Genomic DNA, 3,597 nt, shown 5'->3' with positions numbered 1-3,597 from the left:
AGTAATATTGGTTTTCGTGAAGATGCTACTCATACAATTGGTAGTAAAAGTAGAGTGGCAAATCTTCCTGTTAAAGAAATGAATTTTCCGTTAAAACATCCTCCATTTTTGCTGCGTCATGTTGAGGCAGATGATTTTACTTATCGTCATCTCTTTGACTCTAGCTTGTTCTCCAGATTCTTGAGAAAATTGTCATCAGTCAAAGTTTTTGTCAATTAAATTTAGAATGATTATGACAGAGCCAATGAACCAAGAATCAGTATATTGTCCCCTAAGCGGAAGCTCGAAAATTGTCTTAGTTGAAAAAATAGCTGTCAGTGACTTAGTAAGTCTCTATAAAAAAGTGCTGAACTGTGATGTAGCTTCAGAGTTTGGTAATATTCAAGAGATAGATTTTTACCACTCTCTTGAATCAGAGCTTTATTTTTTCTCTCCGATGATAACGGGTTCAGAAAATTTTTATGAAAAATTACAGAATTTTGAATGGTATTATTTGCAGGAAAAAAATGAATACGAATATGCAAGTAAATATATTGAAAAAGTAGATTGTGTTCTAGAAATAGGATGTGGCAAAGGCGCATTTGCTAGAAAAATTCATTGTCAAGATTATATTGGACTTGAGTTTAGTCAAAAAGCAAAAAATTTAGCAGAAAAAGATGGTATTACTGTTTTAAATGAGTCCATACAAGATCATGCTCTTAATAACACGCAAAAGTACAGTGTAGTCTGTGCATTTCAAGTATTGGAGCATATTTCAGATATTTATACTTTTATAGAAGCTAGTATTGAGTGTCTTAAGCCAGGAGGAATATTGATTTATTCAGTTCCCAGTGCTGATTCATTTATCTCTTTGCTAAAAAATAATATTTTGAATATGCCACCACATCATGTTAGTTGGTGGTCTGAGAAGACTTTACAATATATTGCTGATTTGTTTAAACTTAATGTCATTAATATCCATCATGAAAAATTAGAAGATATACATAAAAAACTGTATTTATCATGTTTCCTTTCACAAGCTATAACAAACAACTTGGCATTTTATGATAATAAAAAATTAATTGACTGTTCTTTGACCTATAAAATTATATCAAAGATATCATCATTAGCTAGTAGATTTTTAGAAAAAGGATTTACCGATCTTAAAATGTTGCCCAATGGTCACTCTATAACCGTTGTCTATCAGAAAACAATTAGTTCTAAGTAAAACTAAGAATTTTCTCACCTATGAGACTTCTCTAAAAAATAAATTATATGTAAATAACCAGGATTCAGTTGGAGAATTTAATTAATTAATGAATTTATCAAGCTATGAAAGTTTGCTTACTTAGTCACTCTGACGGTCGAGGCGGTGGCTATGCAGCCGCTTACCGCATCTCTGAACCACCAGCGACTGTTCCGCACTTCCGGCGTTCTCTAAAACCCGAGACTTTGTATCTCGCCATTAAGATAATTGCTATAAGTTATGTCAATTGAAAAATAATGCAAAATACTTCATTTGGTAAAATCTATGATTAAAAAATCGCTCAAAAAACTGTTCAGAAAACTGAAATTTAAAGTCGAGAGATATAATCTTAACACTTCCCAAGTGGCTCTGATGTAAAGGTTATTGGAATATCAACATATAGACTTTTCGATCTGGGTGCTAACCGTGGAAGACTATTGCAAATTGATCAAATATTCTTGAGAGTGATGAAAGTCTGTTTACTAAGTAATTCTGATAGTCAAGGAGGGGCTTTTATAGCCGCTCATCGTCTGCATGAAGGGTTACATCGGATCAGTGTAGCAGCGACTATGCTAGTTAATGATAAAACGACTGATGACTATACTGTTTTATCGCCAGCAAGTAAATTAATGAAGGGATGGACGAAACTAATACCTGGGGTTGATCACTTGCCCTTGTCATTATATTCTCAAAGAGAGAGAACACCTTATTCTATCCAATGGCTTCCCGATCGCCTTGTTTCTAGAGTAGCCCAAATTAGTCCAGATATTATTAACTTACACTGGATTAATGCCGGGTTTTTACAAATTGAAACCCTAGCCAAATTTAAGCAACCTCTTGTTTGGACGGCTCACGATATGTGGCCTTTTACGGGTGGTTGTCATTATAGTGGAGAATGTGATCGCTATACCCAATCCTGTGGTCATTGTCCTCAATTAAAAAGTCAGCAAGATGGGGATATTTCTCGTTGGGTTTGGTGGCGAAAAGCTCAAGCTTGGAAAAATCTAAATCTGACTATTGTTACCCCCAGTCAATGGTTAGCAGATTCTGCTAGAAATAGTTCTCTATTTCAGGATTTACGGATAGAAGTAATTGCCAATGGCTTAGATATTCAAAGGTATAAACCAATCGAGAAAAAAATTGCTCGCCATCTCTTAGGATTACCCCAAGATAAACAGCTTATTCTCTTCGGTGCTATGACGGCAACAAGCGATAACCGAAAAGGGTTTCATCTGCTGCTACCTGCTATAAAAAAACTCAGTCAGGGGGAAATATGGCAGCATAAATTAGAGTTAGTGGTCTTCGGTGCTTCTGAACCAGTTAATCCGCCTGATTTTGGACTGAAAACCCATTATTTAGGCAGATTAAATGATGACATTTCCCTAGCTTTAGTCTATGCCGCCGCCGATATTTTCGTCGCTCCCTCCCTTGAGGATAATCTTCCTAACACAGTCATGGAAGCTCTCGCCTGTGGAACTCCCTCTGTTGCTTTTAAAATTGGTGGAATGCCTGATATGATCGAACATCAAGAGAATGGTTATCTGGCCAAACCCTTCGAGGTGGAAGACTTGGCAAGCGGAATTAATTGGGTATTAGAAGATACAGAAAGGTATAACCAATTGTGCATTCGGGCAAGGCAAAAAGTCGAGCAGCAATTTACTTGCGAGTTACAGGCAGAAAAATATTTAGAGTTATACAGTGATATCTTGAGCCAGAGCAATGGATAGTTAGGCTATAATTGCCATAATATTTTGCCTCCGTCTGAAATTCTAGCGAGTAAAAATTTTCCCTAGTGTTCATGGTAAAACATGAGCAAATTTATTTGTAGATATCCCTTCTTAAATAGTGCTACACTCTGTTCACAGTGTGAACACAACGAGAGAGACTATGGATAAGCATGACATTGAGAAAATTGGGGTGCGATAATTTCGGAGCGAACTCCCTAAATACCTATACGGTGAGACTCCCGTTGAGGTACTACGTCACGGTCAAACTGTTGGGTTCTATTTCCCCGTTAAACAGGGGAGTAAAAGCGCCGATATCGCTGCCTTACAAGCGGTGGCCGCTCAATTTGAGTACCTGTTAAGTCAAAAGGGAATTTCCGAGGACGATATTGTTCGTGAGTTTCGTCAGATGTGTGAAGCGGATAGAGCCAATCAGAGAAAGGATTTGGACAAGTGAGACTCAAATTCATCGTTCTCGACGCTAATATCATCATAATAAATAGGGCTTGCTGAATAATGGTAAAACCCTTGTTGGTTAAGACTTTTAGAGTTTTTGTAAATCAAAAAGTACCAGATATGGGAGTGATCGGGGGGAAAATTCCGGGACTTTTTCCCTGAAAATTAGGTAATTGACCCCTTCAAAATCGG

At 36.9% G+C, this 3,597-nt stretch carries 2 protein-coding genes and 1 pseudogene; all 3 read left to right on the top strand.

All coding sequences use genetic code 11. From position 1 onward, the window contains the following. A pseudogene (locus O9295_RS20115) lies at nucleotides 1-219 on the top strand (glycosyltransferase family 2 protein); the annotation flags it as partial. A gap of 13 nt (nucleotides 220-232) precedes the next feature. Continuing rightward, on the top strand, nucleotides 233-1,207 hold the full coding sequence (locus O9295_RS20110; RefSeq protein WP_288034826.1) for a class I SAM-dependent methyltransferase: 975 nt from the start codon (nucleotides 233-235) through the stop codon (nucleotides 1,205-1,207). A 485-nt stretch (nucleotides 1,208-1,692) separates the two neighbouring features. Next, on the top strand, nucleotides 1,693-2,952 hold the full coding sequence (locus O9295_RS20105; protein WP_288034824.1) for a glycosyltransferase family 4 protein: 1,260 nt from the start codon (nucleotides 1,693-1,695) through the stop codon (nucleotides 2,950-2,952). Nucleotides 2,953-3,597: the final 645 nt, after the last annotated feature.

Origin of the sequence: Microcystis sp. LE18-22.4A (assembly GCF_027531105.1) — a bacterium.
Lineage (GTDB): Bacteria > Cyanobacteriota > Cyanobacteriia > Cyanobacteriales > Microcystaceae > Microcystis > Microcystis aeruginosa.
This window is presented reverse-complemented; position numbering and strand designations above follow the sequence as displayed.

What these genes read in the sequence shown, in the direction of transcription:
- O9295_RS20105 (WP_288034824.1), top strand. Translation starts at nt 1,693, where the DNA reads ATGAAAGTCTGTTTACTAAGTAATTCTGATAGTCAAGGAGGGGCTTTT.
- O9295_RS20110 (WP_288034826.1), top strand. Translation starts at nt 233, where the DNA reads ATGACAGAGCCAATGAACCAAGAATCAGTATATTGTCCCCTAAGCGGA.